General features: G+C 64.9%; 32 protein-coding genes. All 32 read right to left on the reverse strand.

Annotated elements, in window-relative coordinates; genetic code table 11:
- Nucleotides 1-126: 126 nt before the first annotated feature.
- A complete protein-coding gene (gene rplQ / locus OOT08_RS06530; protein ID WP_325091788.1) occupies nt 127-630 on the reverse strand; it encodes a 50S ribosomal protein L17 in 504 nt (167 codons plus the stop codon).
- 54 nt (nt 631-684) lie between these two features.
- Nucleotides 685-1,671 (reverse strand): DNA-directed RNA polymerase subunit alpha, encoded by a 987-nt coding sequence (locus OOT08_RS06535; protein WP_325091789.1) that lies wholly within the window; start codon nt 1,669-1,671, stop codon nt 685-687.
- Between the two features lie 108 nt (nt 1,672-1,779).
- Nucleotides 1,780-2,178 carry a 30S ribosomal protein S11 gene (rpsK, locus tag OOT08_RS06540; RefSeq protein ID WP_325091790.1) on the reverse strand — a complete coding sequence of 133 codons (399 nt, stop codon included), beginning with the start codon at nt 2,176-2,178 and terminating at the stop codon, nt 1,780-1,782.
- Nucleotides 2,179-2,234: 56 nt separating this feature from the next.
- Nucleotides 2,235-2,606: a 30S ribosomal protein S13 gene (gene rpsM, locus OOT08_RS06545; protein ID WP_325091792.1), complete on the reverse strand. Its 372-nt coding sequence runs from the start codon at nt 2,604-2,606 to the stop codon at nt 2,235-2,237.
- A 154-nt stretch (nt 2,607-2,760) separates the two neighbouring features.
- Nucleotides 2,761-2,874, reverse strand: a complete 114-nt coding sequence (gene rpmJ, locus OOT08_RS06550; protein ID WP_009199219.1) for a 50S ribosomal protein L36 — start codon at nt 2,872-2,874, stop codon at nt 2,761-2,763.
- Nucleotides 2,875-2,942: 68 nt separating this feature from the next.
- Nucleotides 2,943-3,164 carry a translation initiation factor IF-1 gene (gene infA / locus OOT08_RS06555; protein WP_325091793.1) on the reverse strand — a complete coding sequence of 74 codons (222 nt, stop codon included), beginning with the start codon at nt 3,162-3,164 and terminating at the stop codon, nt 2,943-2,945.
- 150 nt (nt 3,165-3,314) lie between these two features.
- Nucleotides 3,315-3,509 carry a hypothetical protein gene (locus tag OOT08_RS06560; protein ID WP_325091795.1) on the reverse strand — a complete coding sequence of 65 codons (195 nt, stop codon included), beginning with the start codon at nt 3,507-3,509 and terminating at the stop codon, nt 3,315-3,317.
- A gap of 230 nt (nt 3,510-3,739) precedes the next feature.
- Nucleotides 3,740-5,287 (reverse strand): hypothetical protein, encoded by a 1,548-nt coding sequence (locus tag OOT08_RS06565; protein ID WP_325091797.1) that lies wholly within the window; start codon nt 5,285-5,287, stop codon nt 3,740-3,742.
- 59 nt (nt 5,288-5,346) lie between these two features.
- Nucleotides 5,347-6,174, reverse strand: coding sequence for a type I methionyl aminopeptidase (map, locus tag OOT08_RS06570; RefSeq protein ID WP_442916204.1), 828 nt, complete (start codon nt 6,172-6,174; stop codon nt 5,347-5,349).
- Between the two features lie 11 nt (nt 6,175-6,185).
- Nucleotides 6,186-6,773, reverse strand: a complete 588-nt coding sequence (locus tag OOT08_RS06575) for an adenylate kinase (RefSeq protein ID WP_325091799.1) — start codon at nt 6,771-6,773, stop codon at nt 6,186-6,188.
- Nucleotides 6,770-8,089: a preprotein translocase subunit SecY gene (gene secY / locus OOT08_RS06580; protein WP_325091800.1), complete on the reverse strand. Its 1,320-nt coding sequence runs from the start codon at nt 8,087-8,089 to the stop codon at nt 6,770-6,772. Before secY ends, OOT08_RS06575 begins: the two co-directional genes overlap by 4 nt.
- Before the next feature lie 176 nt (nt 8,090-8,265).
- Nucleotides 8,266-8,754, reverse strand: coding sequence for a 50S ribosomal protein L15 (rplO, locus tag OOT08_RS06585; protein WP_325091801.1), 489 nt, complete (start codon nt 8,752-8,754; stop codon nt 8,266-8,268).
- Nucleotides 8,754-8,939, reverse strand: a complete 186-nt coding sequence (gene rpmD / locus OOT08_RS06590; RefSeq protein ID WP_325091802.1) for a 50S ribosomal protein L30 — start codon at nt 8,937-8,939, stop codon at nt 8,754-8,756. Before rpmD ends, rplO begins: the two co-directional genes overlap by 1 nt.
- Nucleotides 8,939-9,634, reverse strand: a complete 696-nt coding sequence (rpsE, locus tag OOT08_RS06595; RefSeq protein ID WP_325091803.1) for a 30S ribosomal protein S5 — start codon at nt 9,632-9,634, stop codon at nt 8,939-8,941. The genes rpmD and rpsE overlap by 1 nt, the downstream gene beginning before the upstream one ends.
- Nucleotides 9,635-9,657: 23 nt before the next feature.
- Nucleotides 9,658-10,032, reverse strand: coding sequence for a 50S ribosomal protein L18 (rplR, locus tag OOT08_RS06600; RefSeq protein ID WP_325091804.1), 375 nt, complete (start codon nt 10,030-10,032; stop codon nt 9,658-9,660).
- 2 nt (nt 10,033-10,034) lie between these two features.
- The gene (gene rplF / locus OOT08_RS06605) at nt 10,035-10,571 is read right to left on the reverse strand and encodes a 50S ribosomal protein L6 (RefSeq protein ID WP_325091805.1); all 537 of its coding nucleotides are present in this window, start codon (nt 10,569-10,571) and stop codon (nt 10,035-10,037) included.
- Nucleotides 10,572-10,577: 6 nt separating this feature from the next.
- Nucleotides 10,578-10,976 carry a 30S ribosomal protein S8 gene (gene rpsH, locus OOT08_RS06610; RefSeq protein WP_325091806.1) on the reverse strand — a complete coding sequence of 133 codons (399 nt, stop codon included), beginning with the start codon at nt 10,974-10,976 and terminating at the stop codon, nt 10,578-10,580.
- A 153-nt stretch (nt 10,977-11,129) separates the two neighbouring features.
- Nucleotides 11,130-11,717 (reverse strand): 50S ribosomal protein L5, encoded by a 588-nt coding sequence (gene rplE, locus OOT08_RS06615; protein ID WP_325091807.1) that lies wholly within the window; start codon nt 11,715-11,717, stop codon nt 11,130-11,132.
- Entirely contained in the window at nt 11,717-12,079 is a 363-nt protein-coding gene (gene rplX / locus OOT08_RS06620) for a 50S ribosomal protein L24 (RefSeq protein ID WP_325091808.1), read from the reverse strand. The genes rplE and rplX overlap by 1 nt, the downstream gene beginning before the upstream one ends.
- A gap of 2 nt (nt 12,080-12,081) precedes the next feature.
- Nucleotides 12,082-12,450, reverse strand: a complete 369-nt coding sequence (gene rplN / locus OOT08_RS06625; RefSeq protein WP_325091809.1) for a 50S ribosomal protein L14 — start codon at nt 12,448-12,450, stop codon at nt 12,082-12,084.
- 34 nt (nt 12,451-12,484) lie between these two features.
- On the reverse strand, nt 12,485-12,784 hold the full coding sequence (gene rpsQ / locus OOT08_RS06630) for a 30S ribosomal protein S17 (RefSeq protein WP_325091810.1): 300 nt from the start codon (nt 12,782-12,784) through the stop codon (nt 12,485-12,487).
- Between the two features lie 2 nt (nt 12,785-12,786).
- Nucleotides 12,787-13,098, reverse strand: a complete 312-nt coding sequence (rpmC, locus tag OOT08_RS06635; protein ID WP_325091812.1) for a 50S ribosomal protein L29 — start codon at nt 13,096-13,098, stop codon at nt 12,787-12,789.
- Complete coding sequence (rplP, locus tag OOT08_RS06640; RefSeq protein ID WP_325091813.1) at nt 13,098-13,517, reverse strand: 50S ribosomal protein L16; 420 nt, start codon at nt 13,515-13,517, stop codon at nt 13,098-13,100. Before rplP ends, rpmC begins: the two co-directional genes overlap by 1 nt.
- Before the next feature lie 2 nt (nt 13,518-13,519).
- Nucleotides 13,520-14,284 (reverse strand): 30S ribosomal protein S3, encoded by a 765-nt coding sequence (gene rpsC, locus OOT08_RS06645; RefSeq protein WP_325091814.1) that lies wholly within the window; start codon nt 14,282-14,284, stop codon nt 13,520-13,522.
- Nucleotides 14,284-14,667: a 50S ribosomal protein L22 gene (gene rplV, locus OOT08_RS06650; protein ID WP_325091815.1), complete on the reverse strand. Its 384-nt coding sequence runs from the start codon at nt 14,665-14,667 to the stop codon at nt 14,284-14,286. Before rplV ends, rpsC begins: the two co-directional genes overlap by 1 nt.
- A gap of 25 nt (nt 14,668-14,692) precedes the next feature.
- The gene (gene rpsS / locus OOT08_RS06655) at nt 14,693-14,974 is read right to left on the reverse strand and encodes a 30S ribosomal protein S19 (RefSeq protein ID WP_325091816.1); all 282 of its coding nucleotides are present in this window, start codon (nt 14,972-14,974) and stop codon (nt 14,693-14,695) included.
- Between the two features lie 15 nt (nt 14,975-14,989).
- Nucleotides 14,990-15,826, reverse strand: a complete 837-nt coding sequence (rplB, locus tag OOT08_RS06660) for a 50S ribosomal protein L2 (protein ID WP_325091817.1) — start codon at nt 15,824-15,826, stop codon at nt 14,990-14,992.
- A 27-nt stretch (nt 15,827-15,853) separates the two neighbouring features.
- Nucleotides 15,854-16,153 carry a 50S ribosomal protein L23 gene (gene rplW, locus OOT08_RS06665; protein ID WP_325091818.1) on the reverse strand — a complete coding sequence of 100 codons (300 nt, stop codon included), beginning with the start codon at nt 16,151-16,153 and terminating at the stop codon, nt 15,854-15,856.
- Nucleotides 16,153-16,836: a 50S ribosomal protein L4 gene (gene rplD, locus OOT08_RS06670; protein ID WP_325091820.1), complete on the reverse strand. Its 684-nt coding sequence runs from the start codon at nt 16,834-16,836 to the stop codon at nt 16,153-16,155. Before rplD ends, rplW begins: the two co-directional genes overlap by 1 nt.
- 3 nt (nt 16,837-16,839) lie before the next feature.
- A complete protein-coding gene (gene rplC, locus OOT08_RS06675) occupies nt 16,840-17,493 on the reverse strand; it encodes a 50S ribosomal protein L3 (RefSeq protein ID WP_325091821.1) in 654 nt (217 codons plus the stop codon).
- Between the two features lie 7 nt (nt 17,494-17,500).
- Entirely contained in the window at nt 17,501-17,809 is a 309-nt protein-coding gene (gene rpsJ / locus OOT08_RS06680) for a 30S ribosomal protein S10 (protein ID WP_325091822.1), read from the reverse strand.
- Between the two features lie 521 nt (nt 17,810-18,330).
- Nucleotides 18,331-19,098 (reverse strand): UDP-phosphate alpha-N-acetyl-D-fucosaminephosphotransferase (locus OOT08_RS06685; RefSeq protein WP_325091823.1); only part of this gene is annotated, 768 nt, incomplete at its 5' end.

The raw sequence follows: 19,098 nt of genomic DNA on the forward strand, positions 1-19,098 counted from the left end.
CCCCGCACCGCCCAGGACGCCGCCTGCCGGTCATCGCTCGCCCCGCACCGCGTCGCCCCCAGGAACGCACAACGCCCCGCACACCGAAGTGTGCGGGGCGTTGCAGTCCGAAGCGGACGGGGCGAGTTACTTCGCCTCGGTCTCCTCGGCTGCAACCTCGGCGGTCTCCTCGACGGGAGCGTCCTCGGCGGCAACCTCTTCGACGACCTCGGGGGCTGCCTCGGCGACGGGCGCCTCCTCAACCTTCTTGGCCTTCTTGGGCTTCGGGTTCACGGGCTCGAGAACGAGCTCAATGATGGCCATGGGGGCGTTGTCGCCCTTGCGGAAGCCGGTCTTGATGATGCGGGTGTAGCCACCCTCGCGGTTCTCGACGAGCGGCGCGATCTCGGTGAAGAGCTCGTGCACGACGTTCTTGTCGATGTTCTTCGCGAGCACGCGACGACGCGACGCGATGTCACCGCGCTTGGCGAAGGTCACGATCCGCTCGGCGAACGGCTGCAGGCGCTTGGCCTTGTGCTCGGTGGTCTGAATCCGCTTGTGCTCGATGAGCTGCGAGGTCATGTTCGCGAGCATGAGACGCTCGTGTGCGGCACCGCCTCCGAGGCGGGGTCCCTTGCTGGGCTGAGGCATAGTAATTCTCCAGAGTTATTCTCGTTCGGCCGGGGCCGAGCGAACTAGCCGATGCTAGTTGTTGTCTTCTTCGTAGGTGTAGAACGCAGCGCCGTCGAAACCGGGCACGGCGTCCTTCAGGGCCAGGCCCATTTCCTCGAGCTTGTCGCGCACCTCGAACACCGACTTCTGACCGAAGTTACGGATGTTCATGAGCTGGGCCTCGGAGAGGGCGACCAGCTCGCTGACGGTGTTGATCCCCTCGCGCTTCAGGCAGTTGTAGCTGCGCACGGAGAGGTCAAGGTCCTCGATCGGAACAGCGAGCTCGTTGCCGGCAACGACGTCGACCGGCGCGGGGCCGATCTCGACGCCCTCAGCGGCGGTGTTGAGCTCGCGGGCCAGACCGAACAGCTCCACCAGGGTGGAACCGGCGGACGCGATGGCGTCGCGGGGGCTGATCGCAGACTTGGTCTCCACATCGACGACGAGGCGGTCGAAGTCGGTGCGCTCACCGGCACGGGTTGCCTCAACGCGGTAGGTCACCTTGAGCACGGGCGAGTAGATCGAGTCGACCGGGATGCGGCCGACCTCGGCGTCCTCGTTCCGGTTCTGCGCGGCCGAGACGTAGCCGCGGCCACGCTCGATCGTCAGCTCCAGCTCGAACTGAGCCTTGTCGTTCAGGGTGGCGATCACGAGCTCGGGGTTGTGCACCTCGACCCCGGCCGGAGCCGAGATGTCCGCTGCGGTGACCTCGCCGGCACCCGTCTTGCGCAGGTACGCGGTGATCGGCTCGTCGTGCTCGCTCGAGACCACGAGGTCCTTGATGTTCAGGATGATCTCGGTGACGTCCTCGGTCACACCGGGAATCGTCGTGAACTCGTGCGAAACGCCCTCGAAGCGAACGCTGGTGACAGCGGCCCCGGGGATGGACGACAGCAGGGTGCGGCGCAGGGAGTTCCCCAGCGTGTACCCGAAGCCGGGCTCGAGCGGCTCGATGACGAAGCGCGAGCGGTACTCAGAGATGTTCTCTTCGGTCAGAGTGGGTCGCTGTGCAATGAGCACTATTGATTTCCTTTCGGCAAAGGGTCCGCTATATGACTCTTGCGATGATGTGGTCGATCAGGAATGCGGGGTGCGGGGCTTTCGCCCCGCACTCCAAGGAAATGCGATTTAGACGCGACGGCGCTTGGGCGGGCGGCAGCCGTTGTGGGTCTGCGGGGTGACGTCGTTGATGGACCCCACCTCGAGACCGGCGGCCTGCAGCGAACGAATCGCCGTCTCGCGACCGGAGCCCGGTCCCTTGACGAAGACGTCAACCTTCTTCATCCCGTGCTCCTGCGCCTGGCGAGCGGCCGACTCGGCGGCCAGCTGCGCGGCGTAGGGGGTCGACTTGCGCGAGCCCTTGAAGCCGACGCCACCGGAGGAGGCCCAGCTGATCACGGCACCGGTCGTGTCGGTGATGGACACGATGGTGTTGTTGAAGGTCGACTTGATGTGGGCCTGGCCCACGAGGATGTTCTTTTTGTCCTTACGACGCGGCTTACGAGCAGCCGACTTAGGTGCAGCCATGTTTTTCTCCTAAAACTTTTTGGCGTTTCCGTGTCCCGGGCAGGGACGTGCGGCTACTACTTCTTCTTCTTACCGGCGACCGTGCGCTTCGGACCCTTGCGGGTACGAGCGTTGGTCTTGGTGCGCTGGCCGTGGACGGGCATGCCCTTGCGGTGACGAATACCCTGGTAGCTGCCGATCTCAACCTTGCGGCGGATGTCGCCGGCAACCTCGCGACGGAGGTCACCCTCAACCTTGAAGTTCTGCTCGATGTAGTCGCGAAGCGCGACGAGCTGCTCGTCGCTCAGGTCGCGGACCCGAATGTTGCCGTCGATCGACGTGTCGGCGAGGGCCTTGAGGGCGCTCGTGCGGCCGACGCCGTAGATGTACGTAAGTGCGATTTCCACGCGCTTTTCGCGCGGGATGTCTACTCCTGCGAGACGTGCCATGCTGGCTTCTCCTTGTGCTGGTGGAGGTGTGGCGCGTCACCGATGCTCGGGCCTCCGACCCGAGGTATCCCCCGCCGGAGCGGGTTCTGGTGACACGGTTGCTTCGTGTTGAAGCGGGTAATGCGGTAATCCACGGGGCCGTGGCCCCGCTCGATTAGCCCTGGCGCTGCTTGTGGCGCGGGTTCTCGCAGATCACCATGACGCGTCCGTGCCGACGGATGACCTTGCACTTGTCGCAGATCTTCTTGACACTGGGCTTGACCTTCATGATGGTTCCTTCTTGATTGCTGTCCTCGTACCCGGGGTGTGCCCCGGGCCGTTACTTACAGCGTCCCTCTACTTGTAGCGGTAGACGATCCGGCCGCGGGTCAGGTCGTAGGGCGTCAGCTCCACGATCACACGGTCCTCGGGGAGGATGCGGATGTAGTGCTGGCGCATCTTTCCCGAGATGTGAGCGAGCACTTTGTGCCCGTTCGTCAGCTCAACGCGGAACATCGCGTTGGGCAGGGCTTCGACAACCGTGCCCTCAATCTCGATAACGCCGTCTTTTTTGGCCATAACTCACTATCGCTTGTTGGTGGATGGATGCTGGTCATGCAGAATGGGTGCCGTCAACAACAGCACACACCAAGCGGAAAGTTTATCACGCATTTTGGCTATTGTCTGCCCCTCGGGCGCGTCGCCTTGACGAAGGGGCCGGCCAGCCGGTCAGCCGCCGGCCGATCCCGCCATCACAATCCAGACGGTGACCATCAGGATGATGCTGCCGACGACTCCCCCGATCGCACCAATGATGATCCCGGCCCAGGCGAAGCCGTTTCCGGGGAGAGCACGGACCCAGTTTTGGCGCAGCGCGATCACCCCGAGCAGCACCGCGACAAAGCCGGTGAAGAAGGAGAGCACGAAGGCGACGATCGCCAGGGTGTTGGTCTTGGGCGCCGGCTGACCCAGTCCTCCGGGGTAGGGGCTGGGGCCACTGGGAAACGGTGGCTGAGCCGCCGTGTACGGATAGCCCGCCGCCGGCTGTCCCGCTCCCTGGTACGGCGGAGCAGGGGGGAGCGAGCCGGGGCTGCTCGGCACGTCGCCGTGCGGGGGGAAGCCAGGCTGTTGCGGGGGGAGATTCGGTTCCATCGCTACAGTCCCTCCACGTTCCACTGTTTCCAGGCCATGATGCCGAGCTCAGCGCCGTTGGTGCTGCGCAAGCCTTCCGCCCACAGCACGAAGGGCATCATCTCGTAGTTGCCGTTGACGATCTCATTCGCAAAGGTGTCGATGTCAGACGTCGCGAGGAACGTCATGTAGTTTCCCGCCACCGCGTACGCGCGGTGCACCGTCTCGGGGTTCGCGAAGGCCTCCGCGGACACGAGCTGGCCCGGGTCACTGGCCTCGTTGATTGCGGACCGGATGTCCGGGGCCATCGTCTTGTTCAGTCCGTCGATCGGTGCCACGAGCTTATCCTCGACCGCGGTCGCGTAGCCCTCGACGCCGACCATTCGCTCCGCGCTGCCCTCCCCGACGAAGTTGCTCCAGCTGCCGTCCTGGCCCGTGTTGTGCAGGGCGTGGGTCATCTCGTGGACGCTGGTCCGGAGCACGGGATCATCGGTGCTCTGGTTCAGCATGAGCAGCACCCCGCTGACGCCAAGCCCGTCATAGAGCTGAGCTTCGTCGCGGGTGTGCCAGTTCATGTTGGCTCCTCGGAAGGTCTTCGCCAGGCCGGCTTCGGTGCCGGTCTGGGACTCCAGAGCCCCGGGCACTCCCCCGTAGGCCGCGGTCCGGAAGCGCTCGTTGTCCGTGGTCAGGAAGACCGGAAAGCCCGGGTGTGAGACGCGCGGGAACATCCCGCCCTGGTCCTCAAGCACCGCGAGCGCCGCGGTCTGCACGTCGTCAGCGGCGGCCTCGACGGCGGCCCGGTCCGCGGCGAAGCCGTAGATCACGGCGTTGTCTCGCTTCTCGACGGCCACCCCGTCCGGGTGGTCCCAGGGCTGGGCAGCCAGTGGTTCCAGGCTGGTAATGCGCATCGTGTCTCCGGTGTAGTCCCCGGTCACGGTGATCGCGTAGCGGAACTGCTGGGTCATGATGAAGTTTTTCACCTCACCCTCGAGCGCGGGATCATCATTGGCCAACGCTTCGTCGTATTCCTCTTCGCTGAGATCCGGGTACACGGTGTCGGCCTGCGTCGCGGTGAAACCAAGGTCGAAGGCGAAATCAACGCCGACGGGATCCGGGTAGGTGAACAGGTCCTCGCCCTCAGGAAGGGGTTCGCGAACGTCGTCCTCACTCGGGTACAGACCGTTGTAGGTCTGCTCCGCACTCCCGACCGTCCAGCCGATGGCCTTGGTGCCGTCCCAGATCTTCGCGAGCTGGTCGCGGGCGTCTCCCTCGCCGAAGGAGACGAAGGCCTCGCGATCGCCGTCGAGCATGGCCTGGCTCATCCGGTCAAAGATGTGCCCCTCGTCGACGTTCGACTCTGCCTGCTGTTCGAGGAGATCACGGGCCGCCTGGAACTGCTCAGGATCCCAGCCCCGGGCCAGGGCGATTCCGGTCCAGGACAGCGACCCGACGATGAAGACGGCGACCGCGCCCAGTCCGATGAGGTGCTTCCTCGGGAGCCAGGGGCGTTTCGGCCGCACGCTCCGCTCGGCGCCGGTACTGCTCGGCTGTTCGCTCGGGTGATCTGACATCCTGGCTCCCTCTGCGCGTGCCCGTTGATCACGGGTGGTCGGTCTCTCAGTGGTGACGCTTAGGCAATGGGTACCGGCGTGATTCCGAAGGGCGCAAGCCCAGCGGCGCCGCCGTCCTCGGCGGTGAGCACCCAGATGCCTCCCTGGTGCACTGCGACCGAGTGCTCCCACTGGGCGCTCATACTGCCATCGACGGTCGCAACCGTCCAGTCGTCCTCGCGGGTGAAGGTCTCAATGCCCCCGGTCGTGACCATGGGCTCGATCGCGACCACGAGTCCGGGTTTCACCTCGGGCCCCTTGCGGGGAACCCGATAGTTAAACACGGGCGGTTCCTCGTGCATGCTCCGGCCGATGCCGTGCCCGATGTAGTCCTCGAGAATGCCGTAGGGGCCCTGCGCGAGGATGTACTCCTGAATCGCGGCGCCGACCTCGTTGAGGTGCTTCGCCTGTGCGAGCTGTGCGATCCCGCGCCACATCCCCTGCTCGGTGACCCGGCTCAGCTCCTCGCGCTCGGCGACGAGCTCCGGGCGGCTCGGGTCCGGCACCACGACGGTGACGGCGGAGTCGCCGTTCCAGCCCTTGATGATCGCGCCGGAGTCGATCGAGATAATGTCGCCGGGCGCCAGGGGGCGGTCCCCCGGGATCCCGTGCACGACGTCCTCGTTCACGTTGGCGCAGATCGTGTGCCGGTAGCCGGGCACGAGCTTGAAGTTCGACTGGCCGCCCAGCTCGAGGATCGCCTGTTCCGCAAGCCGATCGAGTTCAAGCGGGGTGACCCCGGCCCGCACCGCGTTCTTCGCGGCGCGGAGCGAGGCCGCCGTTGCTAGCCCCGGCGCCACCATCAGGCGGAGCTGGGCGGGCGATTTGTAGATGGAGCGGCGCAGCAGAGACACGTGCGTTAGCGACCGATCTTGGCGGTCAGCGCCGCTGAGATGCGCTCGGCGACCTCGTCGATGCCGCCGAGGCCGTCGACGCGCACCAGGATGCCGCGCTCCTCGAACAGCTCGATCAGGGGCGCGGTCTGCTCCGTGTACACGGTCTGGCGGTGACGAATGACCTCTTCGGTGTCATCCGCACGCCCCTGCTCCTCGGCACGCTTCAGGAGCCGGGCGACGACCTCGTCGGTGTCGGCTTCGAGCAGCACGACGGCGTCAAGGCTCGCGCCGCTCTTGGCGAGCTCCGCGTCGAGGGCCTGCACCTGGCTGACGTTGCGCGGGTAGCCGTCCAGCAGGAAGCCGGGGGTCGCGTCGTCCTGCGCGATACGGTCGGCAACGATCGTGTCGGTCAGCTCGTCGGGGACGAGCTCTCCGGCGTTGATGATTTCCTGCACCTGCAGGCCGAGCGGCGTGCCGCCCGTGATGTTGGCCCGGAAGATATCACCGGTGGAGATCGCCGGAACGCCGTAGCGCTCGGCCAGCATCGTGGCCTGGGTGCCCTTTCCCGCTCCGGGAGGGCCGACGATCAGGAGGCGGGTTGCGTTGCTCATTTGAGGAGTCCTTCATAGTGGCGCTGCTGCAGCTGCGCGTCGATCTGCTTCACGGTTTCGAGGCCAACACCCACGATGATGAGGATGGAGGCGCCGCCGAACGGGAAGTTCTGGTTCGCTCCGAAGAGGGACAGCGCGATCAGCGGGATCATGGCGATGAGGCCGAGGTAGATCGATCCGGGCAAGGTGATCCGGGTCAGCACGTAGTTCAAGTACTCGGCGGTCGGGCGGCCGGCGCGGATACCGGGCACGAAGCCGCCGTACTTCTTCATGTTGTCGGCGACCTCTTCGGGGTTGAAGGTAATCGAGACGTAGAAGAACGTGAAGCCAATGATCAGCAGGAAGAACACGAGCATGTAGAGCGGCTGGTCGCCCTGCATCAGGTTGAGCGAGATCCACTCGACCCAGGGCTTGACCTCCTGGCCGGGCGCGGGCTGGTTGAACTGCACGAGCAGCATCGGCAGGTACAGCAGCGACGACGCGAAGATGACGGGCACCACACCGGCCATGTTGACCTTGATCGGAATGTAGGTGTTATTGCCGCCGTAAGTTCGCCGCCCCACCACACGCTTGGCGTATTGCACGGGGATGCGCCGCTGCGACTGCTCGACGAAGACGACGAGCGCGATCGTGATCACGCCGATGGCGAGCACGAAGAAGAAGATGCCCCAGCCGTTGGCTTCCTTGATGGCCCAGAGGGCGCCGGGGAAGGTGGCGGAGATCGAGGTGAAGATGAGCAGGGACATGCCGTTGCCCACGCCGCGCTCGGTGATGAGCTCGCCCATCCACATGATGAGGCTCGTGCCGGCGGTCATCGTCATGATGATGATGAGGACGGCGTACCACTCCTGGGAGATGAGGTTGCGGCAGGCCACGATGCTGGTGTTGCCGAAGAGCTGCCCGACCTTGGCCACGGTGACGAGCGTGGTGGCCTGCAGGATGGCGAGCGCGATCGTCAGGTAGCGGGTGTACTGCGTGATCTTGGCCTGGCCGGCCTGACCCTCCTTGTGCAGGGTCTCGAAGTGCGGGATGACCACGCGCAGCAGCTGGGTAATGATCGAGGCCGTGATGTACGGCATGATCCCGAGCGCGAAGATGGACAGCTGCAGGAGCGCCCCGCCGCTGAACAGGTTGATCATGTCGTAGAGGCCGTTGCTGGACTCCTGGGAGGCCAGGCAGAGCTGCACGTTGCCGAAGTTCACGTACGGGGACGGAATGTGCGAGCCCAGGCGGAACAGCGCGACGATGCCGAGGGTAAACCCGATCTTTCGTCGCAGGTCCGGGGTCCGGAAAATCCGACCGATTGCGCTAATCAAACATGCCTCCTGCGGGGTGCAACGTCACTGGCCGCCAATACCGATTGGCACGGGCCAGTAACTGAGCCTACACGGCTTTTCTGGCCCCGAACGAAAAAAAGGCCCGGATTCCGCAACCAAATCGTGACACACCTTGCGGCGTGCTGATTTGGCGCGGAATCCGGGCCTTTCGGGAACTACTTGATCGACCCGCCTGCGGCGACGATCTTCTGCTCAGCAGAGCCGGAGACCTTGTCGACCGAGATGGTCAGCTTGACGGCGATGTCGCCGTCGCCGAGCACCTTGACGGGCTGGTTCTTGCGAACGGCACCCTTCTCGACGAGGTCGGCGACGGTCACGTCGCCACCCTTCGGGTACAGCTCGGCCAGCTTGGCCAGGTTCACGACCTGGTACTCGACGCGGAACGGGTTCTTGAACCCGCGCAGCTTCGGGGTGCGCATGTGCAGCGGCATCTGCCCACCCTCGAAGCCAACCCGCACCTGGTACCGGGCCTTGGTGCCCTTGGTACCGCGACCGGCGGTCTTACCCTTGGATGCCTCACCACGACCAACGCGGGTCTTGGCCTTCTTGGCACCCGGAGCGGGGCGAAGGTGGTGAACCTTCAGCACCTGGGCGCGCGCCTCGGGGGCGCTTTCTTCCTGCTTGGCCTTCTTTGCTTCAGCCATTAGTCGATCTCCTCAACCTTGACCAGGTGAGCAACCGTGCGAACGTAGCCGCGGTTCTGGGCGTTGTCCTCGCGAACGACGCTGGCGCCGATCTTGCGGAGGCCCAGGCTGCGGAGCGTGTCGCGCTGGTTCTGCTTCTCACTGATGACGGACTTCGTCTGCGTAATCTTCAGGTTCTTCGCCATTACGCACCTGCCTTTGCCTTCGCGGCCTCAGCCGCTGCCTCGGCCTCGGCGCGCACGTGGCGGGCCGGGGCGACACGGTCAAAGTCGAGACCGCGGCGGGCTGCGACGGAGCGGGGCTCCTCGAGCTGCTGCAGGGCCTCAACCGTGGCGTGCACGATGTTGAGCGTGTTGGAGGAACCCAGCGACTTGCTGAGCACGTCGTGGATCCCGGCGCACTCGAGTACGGCGCGGACGGGACCACCGGCGATGACACCGGTACCCGCGGCGGCGGGACGAAGCAGGACCACACCGGCCGCTGCCTCACCCTGCACGGGGTGCGGGATGGTGCTCTTGACGCGGGGGACGCGGAAGAAGTTCTTCTTTGCCTCCTCGACGCCCTTGGAGATCGCCAGGGGAACTTCCTTGGCCTTGCCGTAGCCAACGCCGACCATGCCGTTGCCGTCGCCGACGACCACGAGGGCGGTGAAGCTAAAGCGACGACCACCCTTCACGACCTTGGAGACGCGGTTGATGGTGACGACGCGCTCCAGGAACTGGCTCTTGTCGGCGTCCCGGCTGCCGCGGTCGCGGTTCGGGTTGCGCTCACGGCTGCCACGACGAGCCTCGCGGGGCTCGTTGCGGTTGTCCGTGGCGGGGGCGTCCGTGGCCGGAGCCTCGGTGGCAGGCGCCTCAGCAGCCTTGGCCTCTGCAGTCACTTCCTGCTCCTTCTTCTGATCGCTCACAGGTTCAGCCCACCTTCGCGAGCACCGTCGGCGATAGCAGCGACGCGACCGGCGTACTTGCTTCCCCCACGGTCAAACACAACGGACTCGATGCCGGCGCTCTTGGCGCGCTCGGCAATCAGCTCGCCGACGCGGCGAGACTTGGCCGACTTGTCGCCGTCGAAAGCACGAAGATCGGCTTCCATCGTCGACGCGGAGGCGAGGGTGAGGCCCTTGCCATCGTCGATCACCTGAACGAACACGTGACGTGCCGAACGGGTGACGACCAGACGGGGGCGCAGCTCCGTGCCGTTGATCTTCTTGCGAAGACGCGTGTGGCGACGGACGCGGGCCGCGGAACGGCCCTTTGCACGAGTTTTTGCGACGGCCATGGTTACTTACCAGCCTTTCCAGCCTTGCGGCGAACGACCTCGCCCGCGTAGCGGATACCCTTGCCCTTGTAGGGCTCGGGACGCTTCAGCTTGCGGATGTTCGCGGCGGTCTCACCGACAGCCTGCTTGTCGATCCCGCGAACGGTGATCTTGTTGTTGCCCTCAACCTCGAGCGTGATGCCCTCGGGTGCGTTGACGACGACGGGGTGCGAGAAGCCGAGCGCGAGCTCGAGGCTCTGACCCTTGGCGACGACGCGGTACCCGGTGCCGTGTACCTCGAGCTGCTTTGCGTAGCCCTCGGTGACGCCCACGATGTTGTTGAAGATCAGGGTGCGGGTGAGGCCGTGCAGGGCACGCGACTCACGCTCGTCGTCGGGGCGGGTCACGAGGACCTGGCCCTCCTCGACGGCAACCTGGATGGGGGACGCGACGGTGAGCGCGAGCTCACCCTTCGGGCCCTTGACGGTGACGGACGAACCGGCAACCGTGACGTTGACACCGCCGGGAACGGCGATGGGAAGCTTACCAATACGAGACATGGGTGACTACCACACGTAAGCGAGGACTTCCCCGCCAACGCCCTTCTGCTCGGCCTCGCGGTCGGTCAGCAGACCGGAGGAGGTGGACAGGATCGCGATGCCGAGGCCACCGAGAACGGTGGGCAGCTCGGTCGAGCGCGCGTACACCCGGAGACCGGGCTTGGAAACACGCTTGATGCCGACGATCGTGCGCTCACGGTTGGGACCGTACTTGAGCGACAGGGTGAGCGTGGTGCCAACGCGAGCGTCTTCGACGCTCCAGTCGGCGATGTAGCCCTCGCGCTTGAGAATGTCGGCGATGCCCGTCTTCAGCTTGGAGCCGGGGATGTTGACACTGTCGTGGTGCGCCGAGTTGGCGTTGCGCAGTCTGGTCAGCAGGTCTGCGACCGGATCTGTCATTGTCATAACAATTACTTCTTTCTCAACTGGTTTCGTGCACCCGGACACGGGTCACGACCTAGTTGACGGGGTGCGACGGCTTTGGCCCGGTTGGCCGATGACGCGGGCGCCCGGGAGTTTCCCCCCGAGCACCCGCGCAGCCGTCGCGATGATGGCTATTTAGTTGTTGTCCTCGGACTTGAACGGGAAGCCGAGCGCCTTGAGCAGCGCGCGACCCTCGTCGTCGGTCTTGGCGGTGGTCACGACAGTGATGTCGAAACCGCGCACCCGATCGATCTTATCCTGATCGATCTCGTGGAACACACTCTGCTCCTGGAGACCGAAGGTGTAGTTGCCGTTTCCGTCGAACTGCTTGGGCGACAGACCACGGAAATCGCGGATACGCGGCAGCGCGAGGGACAGCAGACGGTCAAGGAACTCCCAGGCGCGGTCACCACGGAGGGTGACGTGCGCACCAATGGCCTGGCCGTCGCGCAGCTTGAACTGAGCGATCGACTTGCGGGCCTTGGTGACCATCGGCTTCTGGCCGGTGATCTTGGTGAGGTCAGCGATTGCGCCATCGATGATCTTGCCATCGCGGGCGGCCTCGCCGACACCGGTGTTCACGACGATCTTCACGAGGCCGGGGACCTGGTGAATGTTCGTGTACTCGTGCTCCTTGACGAGCGCCGGAACGATCTCGTTACGGTACTTCTGCTTCAGGCGCGGCTGGATTTTGCCAGCGGGCGCGGCAGTCTCTGCGGTCATCAGAGGTCCTTCCCAGACTTCTTTGCGTAGCGAACGCGGACCGTCTTGGTGACGCCGTCCTTCTCTACCTCTTCGACACGGAACCCAACGCGGGTGGGCTTCTTCGACTCGGGGTCGACAACCGCGACGTTGGAGACGTGGATCGGAGCCTCGTGAGTCTCGATGCCGCCCTCCTTCGCGCCGCGAGCGGACTGGCCCACCTTGACGTGCTTGGTGACGTAGTTCACGCCCTCCACGATCACGCGGTTGCTCTCAGTGAGCACCTCGATCACGCGACCCTGCTTGCCACGGTAGCCGCCGCGCTCCTGCGTGGGGCCCGAGATGACCTCTACGAGGTCACCCTTCTTGATCTTGTTGGCCATGATTAGATTACCTCCGGTGCCAGCGAGACGATCTTCATGAACTTCTTGTCGCGAAGCTCGCGGCCGACGGGCCCGAAGATACGGGTGCCGCGGGGCTCCCCGTCGGTCTTCAGGATCACGGCGGCGTTCTCGTCGAACTTGATGTAGGACCCGTCGGGACGACGGACCTGCTTCTTGGTGCGGACGATGACCGCCTTGACGACATCACCCTTCTTGACGTTGCCACCGGGGATTGCGTCCTTGACGGTCGCAACGATGGTGTCGCCGAGGCCCGCGTAGCGACGACCGGAACCGCCGAGAACGCGAATCGTGAGCAACTCCTTGGCGCCGGTGTTGTCGGCAACCTTGAGTCGGGATTCCTGCTGAATCACTTAGTACTCCTTCTTCGAAGTAAGCGCGATGCGCTTACTTAGCCTTCTCGAGGATCTCGACCAGGCGCCACCGCTTGGTGGCGCTCAGCGGACGCGTCTCGTGGATGAGGACGAGGTCGCCGATGCCGGCGGTGTTCTCCGCGTCGTGGGCCTTGACCTTGGACGAGCGGCGCATGACCTTGCCGTACAGCGGGTGCTTCACGCGGTCCTCGACCTCAACGACGATGGTCTTGTCCATCTTGTCGCTGACGACGTAGCCGCGGCGGCTCTTGCGGTACGCGCGAGCTTCGGTGGCCGTCTCCTGGCCAGCGGTCTCCTTTTCGACCTGTGCCATGGTTAGGCCTCCTTCGTCTCGGCTGCGGTGTCAGCTGCAGCCTTCTTCGTGGACTTCTTCGCGGGCTTCTTCTCCGCCTCGACCGGGGCCGGGGTGGCGCGAATCCCGAGCTCGCGCTCGCGGACCACGGTGTAGATGCGAGCGATGTCGCGCTTGACCTGTCGCACGCGGCCGTGGCTCTCGAGCTGGCCGGTTGCGGACTGGAATCGCAGGTTGAACAGTTCTGCCTTCGCCTTGCGGAGCTCCTCTACGAGGCGCTCGTCCTCGAAGGTGTCCAGTTCAGTGATGGCCAGTTCCTTGGTGCCGATCGCCATTATGCGTCGCCCTCCTCACGCTTGATAATGCGAGCCTTCAGCGGAAGCTTGTGGATGGCGCGGGTGAGCGCCTCCCGTGCGAGCTCCTCGTCAACACCGGCGACCTCGAAGAGGACACGACCGGGCTTGACGTTGGCGACCCACCACTCGGGTGAACCCTTACCGGAACCCATGCGGGTTTCAGCGGGCTTCTTGGTCAGCGGGCGGTCGGGGTAGATGTTGATCCACACCTTGCCGCCACGCTTGATGTGACGCGTCATGGCGATACGAGCGGACTCGATCTGACGGTTCGTCACGTAGGCCGGGGTCAGCGCCTGGATACCGTAGTCACCGAAGTGAACCTTGGTGCCACCGGTCGCCTGGCCCGAACGGCCGGGGTGGTGCTGCTTGCGGTACTTGACTCGACGAGGAATCAGCATAGTTACTTCTCCGATCCTGCTGCAGCGGTCGCAGCCTCGGGCGCGTTGTTGCGGGGCGCACGACGGCGGTCCCCTCCGCGGTCGGGACGAGACGACTTCTGGTTCGCCTGCTCGCGAGCGAGCTCCTTGTTGGTGATGTCACCCTTGTAGATCCAGACCTTCACGCCGATGCGGCCGAAGGTGGTCTTCGCCTCGTAGAAGCCGTAGTCGATGTTCGCGCGAAGGGTGTGCAGCGGCACGCGACCCTCGCGGTAGAACTCGGAACGGCTCATCTCGGCGCCGCCAAGACGGCCGGAGACCTGGATGCGGACACCCTTGGCGCCGGCGCGCTGGGCACCCTGGAGGCCCTTGCGCATGGCGCGACGGAAGGCGACGCGAGCAGCGAGCTGCTCGGCGATGCCCTGGGCGACGAGCTGAGCGTCAGCCTCGGGGTTCTTGACCTCGAGGATGTTCAGCTGGATCTGCTTGCCCGAGAGCTTCTCGAGGTCGGTGCGAATCCGCTCGGCCTCGGCGCCACGGCGACCGATGACGATGCCGGGACGGGCCGTGTGGATGTCCACGCGGACCCGGTCACGGGTGCGCTCGATCTCGATACGCGACACACCAGCGCGGTCAAGCGTCTTGGTGAGGTAGGCGCGGATCTTGATGTCCTCGGCGACGTAGTCGGCGTAACGCTGACCCGGCTTCTTCGAGTCGGAGAACCAGCGCGACACGTGGTCGGTGGTGATCCCCAGGCGGAAGCCGTACGGGTTTACTTTCTGGCCCATTACTTGGCTCCCTTCTTTGCAGCGGCCAGCTCATCGGCCGTGCTGAGCACGATCGTGATGTGGCTGGTGCGCTTGTTGATACGGAACGCGCGGCCCTGTGCGCGGGGGCGGAAACGCTTGAGCGTCGCGCCCTCGTCAACGAAAGCCTTGCTGATGATCAGCTCGCCCTCGTCGAGACGGGTGTTCGTGGCGTCCGCCTTGACTCGTGCGTTCGCCATAGCGGATGCAACGAGCTTGTAGACGGCCTCAGAGGCTGCCTGCGGCGCGAACTTCAGGATCGCGAGCGCCTCTTCGGCGTTCTTCCCACGAACCAGGTTGACGACGCGGCGAGCCTTCATGGGGGTGATGCGGATGTGACGCACGCGTGCGATCGACTCCACCATAATTATCCTCCTTCACGTCCCCGCGTTAGCGGCGACGGCCCTTCTTGTCGTCCTTCACGTGACCACGGAAGGTGCGCGTCGGGGCGAACTCGCCCAGCTTGTGCCCAACCATGGTTTCGCTCACGAACACGGGGATGTGCTTGCGACCGTCGTGCACGGCGATGGTGTGTCCCAGCATGGCGGGGATGATCATCGAACGGCGCGACCAGGTCTTGATGACGTTCTTGGTGCCGGCTTCGTTCTGAACAACAACCTTCTTCAGCAGGTGGTTGTCAACGAAGGGGCCCTTCTTGAGACTACGAGGCATCTTCTGTAACTCCTACTAGCGCTTCTTGCCAACGGTACGGCGGCGAACGATGAGCTTGTCGCTTTCCTTGTTCGGACGGCGGGTGCGGCCTTCCTTCTGGCCCCACGGGCTGACGGGGTGGCGACCACCACTCGTCTTGCCCTCACCACCACCGTGCGGGTGGTCAACCGGGTTCATGGCGACACCACGGACGGTCGGGCGAACGCCCTTCCACCGCATACGGCCGGCCTTACCCCAGTTGATGTTCGACTGCTCGGCGTTGCCGACCTCGCCGATCGTTGCGCGGCAGCGCACATCCACGTTGCGGATTTCACCCGACGGCAGACGAAGCTGCGCGTAGGGGCCGTCCTTCGCCACGAGGCGAACCGACGCACCGGCGGAACGGGCCATCTTGGCCCCGCCGCCCGGCTTCAGCTCGATCGCGTGAATCACGGTACCCGTGGGGATGTTCTTCAGCGGCAGGTTGTTGCCCGGCTTGATGTCCGCGGCGGGACCCGACTCAACGATGTCGCCCTGGTTCAGCTTGTTCGGGGCGATGATGTAGCGCTTCGTGCCGTCTGCGAAGTGCAGGAGCGCGATGCGAGCGGTCCGGTTCGGGTCGTACTCGATGTGAGCGACCTTGGCGTTCACGCCGTCCTTGTCATTGCGACGGAAGTCGATGACGCGGTACTGGCGCTTGTGGCCACCACCGATGTGACGGGCGGTGATCCGACCGGAGCTGTTCCGGCCACCGGTCTTCGGCAGCGGACGCAGCAGGGACTTTTCCGGGGTCGAACGAGTGATCTCGGCAAAGTCAGCGACGCTCGAGCCGCGACGGCCCGGGGTCGTGGGCTTGTACTTACGAATAGCCATTGTCTATTTCCTCTTCGCTTCCCGGGCCTACAGCGCAGCCGTGAAGATGTCGATGGAGCCGGACTTCAGCGTGACGATCGCGCGCTTGGTGTCCTTGCGCTTGCCGAGGCCGAACTTGGTGCGACGGGTCTTGCCCTTGCGGTTCAGCGTGTTGATCGACGCGACCTTCACGTTGAAGATCTGCTCGATGGCGAGCTTGATCTCCGTCTTGTTCGAGTTGGGAGCCACCTCGAAGGTGTACTGCCCGTTCGAGTCGATGAGCGCGTAGCTCTTCTCCGAGACGACGGGGGCGATGACCACGTCGTGCAGGTTCTTGTTCAGGCTCATTACTCCGAGACCTCCTTGCTGGTGGCGGAAGCCTTGACAGACTTACCGGCCGCGGGGCCCGTCACGAACGCGTCGAAGGCGTCCTTGATGAAGACGAGGTCGTCGCTCACCAGAACGTCGTAGGCGTTGAGCTGGTCCCAGAAAATGACGTGTACGTCCTCAACGTTGCGCACGGAGAGCAGGGTCTGCTCGTCGCCGCGGTTGAGCACGATGAGGGTCTTCTTGCCCGGTGCCACCGTCTCGAGAACGGCGCGAGCCGCCTTCGTGTTGGGGGTGTCGCCGAGGCCGAGGGACTCGATGACGTGCACCCGCTCGCCGCGGGCCCGGTCGGACAGCACGCCGCGGAGAGCCGCAGCGATCATCTTCTTGGGGGTGCGCTGCGAGTAGTCGCGGGGCACGGGACCGTGGACGATGCCACCGCCGGTCATCTGAGGAGCACGGATGGAACCCTGACGGGCGCGGCCGGTGCCCTTCTGCTTGAACGGCTTGCGACCGGCGCCGGAAACCTCTGCGCGGGTCTTGGTCTTGTGCGTCCCCTGGCGTGCGGCAGCGAGCTGCGCGACGACGACCTGGTGGATCAGCGGAACATTGGTCTCCACGTCGAAGATCGCGGCGGGAAGCTCGACCGTGCCGGTCTTCTTGCCCTTCGAGTCAATGACGTTGAGCGTGGTTGCGGTAGCCATGAACTACGCCCCCTTCACTGCGTTGCGGACGAAAACGAGACGACCGCGCGCGCCGGGGACAGCACCCTTGACCAGGATGACACCCTTCTCGACGTCGACGGCGTGAACCGTGAGGTTCTGCACGGTGACGCGCTCGCCACCCATGCGACCGGCCATCTTCTTGCCCTTGAACACGCGACCGGGGGTCGCGGAGGCACCGATGGAACCGGGCTTGCGGTGGTTGCGGTGCGCGCCGTGCGAGGCGGAGACACCCTGGAAGTTGTGACGCTTCATCACACCTGCCCAGCCCTTACCCTTCGACGTGCCAACGACGTCGACCAGCTGGCCGGCCTCGAAGGTCCCGTCGATGGTGAGCTCCTGGCCGGCGGAGTAGTCCGCAGCGTCCGGGGTGCGCACCTCGGTGAGGTGACGACGCGGGGTGACGCCCGCCTTCGCGAAGTGGCCAGCGGTGGGCTGGTCAACCTTGCGAGGGTCGATCTGACCGGCGGCGATCTGCACGGCGCTGTAGCCGTCGACCTCAGCGGTACGGATCTGGGTCACCACGTTCGGTGCGATTTCAATAACGGTTACGGGGACGAGCTTGTTGTCAGCGTCCCAAACCTGAGTCATGCCAAGCTTCGTGCCCAGCAGACCTTTGGTGGTCTTAGCAGTAGACATGATTCCCTTAGAGCTTGATCTCGATGTTGACGTCCGCAGGCAGGTCGATGCGCATGAGCGACTCGACCGTCTTCGGGTTGGGGTCGACAATGTCGATCAGGCGCTTGTGCGTGCGCTTCTCAAAGTGCTCGCGGCTGTCCTTGTACTTGTGCGGCGAACGGATCACTGCGATCACGTTCTTCTCCGTGGGGAGGGGCACCGGACCGATAACGGTGGCACCCGCGCGGGTGACCGTGTCAACGATCTTTCGGGCCGACTGGTCGATGACCTCGTGGTCATACGACTTCAGTCGGATGCGGATCTTCTGTCCCGCCATGTGTGACTCTCACTTTCTGATTGCGTCGTACGGCCCGGGGGCCGCATTGGACGTCTTGCGTATTCAGCACTTCACACCGTTTCTGGCGCTGCAACGCTGTTCATCTTTCAAAGCCCGGTTTCCCGTGGCTCCCCCGCGCCGATCCGACCGAGGCCGCTCCGACACACCCTCCGCCGCGCCTGCGCGCAGCAGGCCGCCGCCCGCTTCAGTTGCCTGAGATGCGTTGCGGTTGCCGTGAATTCTGCGGAAAGCACTGCGGAGTGGGGGTTGTTCTGCTGCCCGCGGCCTAACCCGAACCCGGCGCCGACGCGTACGTCGTTCCGGGCGGCTATGCACTGCCTGGCAGTGATTTTCCGCACGTCGGCGGAAAAGTACTGAACTAGAACATTCTGTCACAGAATAGGGGGTTCATGCAACCCGGGCGTGTCGTCAATTCCGTCAATGGTTTTGGGGCCCCGACCGCCACATTTTCGGCGCAGCGGGGACCGTCCGCGCCCACCCGGAGCGGGGGTCGGGACGCCTCAGGCGCTGCGCTCGTCGCCGGTCGAGCGTCGGGCGGCGCGTCGCTCCAGAATCGCCGGGATCCGCAGGTAGATCGCCGTCAGCGCGATGCCGCCGATGAGCAGGAGCCACCAGCCCGAGACGGGCACGGCGTAGGAGGCGAGCCCGAGGGCGCAGGCCAGCGCGGTCAGCCCGGCCACGAGCGAGGACGTCGCCAGGTGGCTCAGCCCGGTCTGGTTGATTCGCTGGTACGCGTGCTCCTTGTGCGGTTCGTACCATTTTTTCCCCGCCCGCGTACGCTTGACCAGCGTGGTGGCGCTGTCGCCGAAGTACAGGATCATCGGGGCAATCGTCGCGAGCACCGGCACCCCGGCAAGCAGCGCGGCGAGCGAGGTTGCGGCCACGGCTCCCCCGAGCAGGTAGCTGCCCACGTCGCCGAGGAAGACCCCGCGGCCGAGCAGGTTCCAGGGCAGGAACCCGGCGAAGGCCGCCGCGAGGATCGCGCCGACGGCCGTCAGCCAGGGCAGCTCCGACAGGACCCCGGACAGCGCGAAGGTGATGCCGGCGACCACGCCGTGCATCCCGCTGATTCCGTTCAGTCCGTCCATGAAGTTCGCGACGTTGATGAAGCTCGACAGGAAGAGGACCCCGTAGACGACAAAGCCGAGGCTCAGCCACGGACCGAGTCCCGTTCCCGGCAGGAGCGCCAGGCAGACCCCGAGCGCGATGGCCAGCTGCGCGAGGGAACGCGCCAGCACCGGAAGCCCCCGAATGTCCTCACTGAGGCC

The sequence above is a fragment of the Leucobacter sp. M11 genome, assembly GCF_035726885.1.
Lineage (GTDB): Bacteria > Actinomycetota > Actinomycetes > Actinomycetales > Microbacteriaceae > JAPFRB01.